Annotated in this window: 1 pseudogene; it reads right to left on the reverse strand. The window is 50.6% G+C overall.

From position 1 onward, the window contains the following. Positions 1 to 253 (reverse strand): annotated as a pseudogene (locus AAEY93_RS20900) (dihydroxy-acid dehydratase domain-containing protein); the annotation flags it as partial.

Below are 253 nucleotides of genomic sequence, written 5' to 3' on the forward strand. Positions count from 1 at the left end.
CTAAAATACTGTCATCGACACCAGCGGTCTTGACCACACAGCCACGCTCTGCAATATTGCCGTATAGTACAGCAAGGCCACCATCGGTTGAATAAGCATGCTGGGCACTGCGGATACAGCCTGACTCACGGTTGACGTCAAGGTTTGACCATTCTTTTGACTGAGAAAACGCCTCAGTCGTGCGCACGCCACCAGGTGCTGCTATATAGCGTGCGCGTGCCTCAAGATTGTCAGGATTCATAATATCCCATTT

The organism is Shewanella sp. CAL98-MNA-CIBAN-0140 (assembly GCF_040309905.1).
GTDB lineage: Bacteria > Pseudomonadota > Gammaproteobacteria > Enterobacterales > Shewanellaceae > Shewanella > Shewanella psychromarinicola.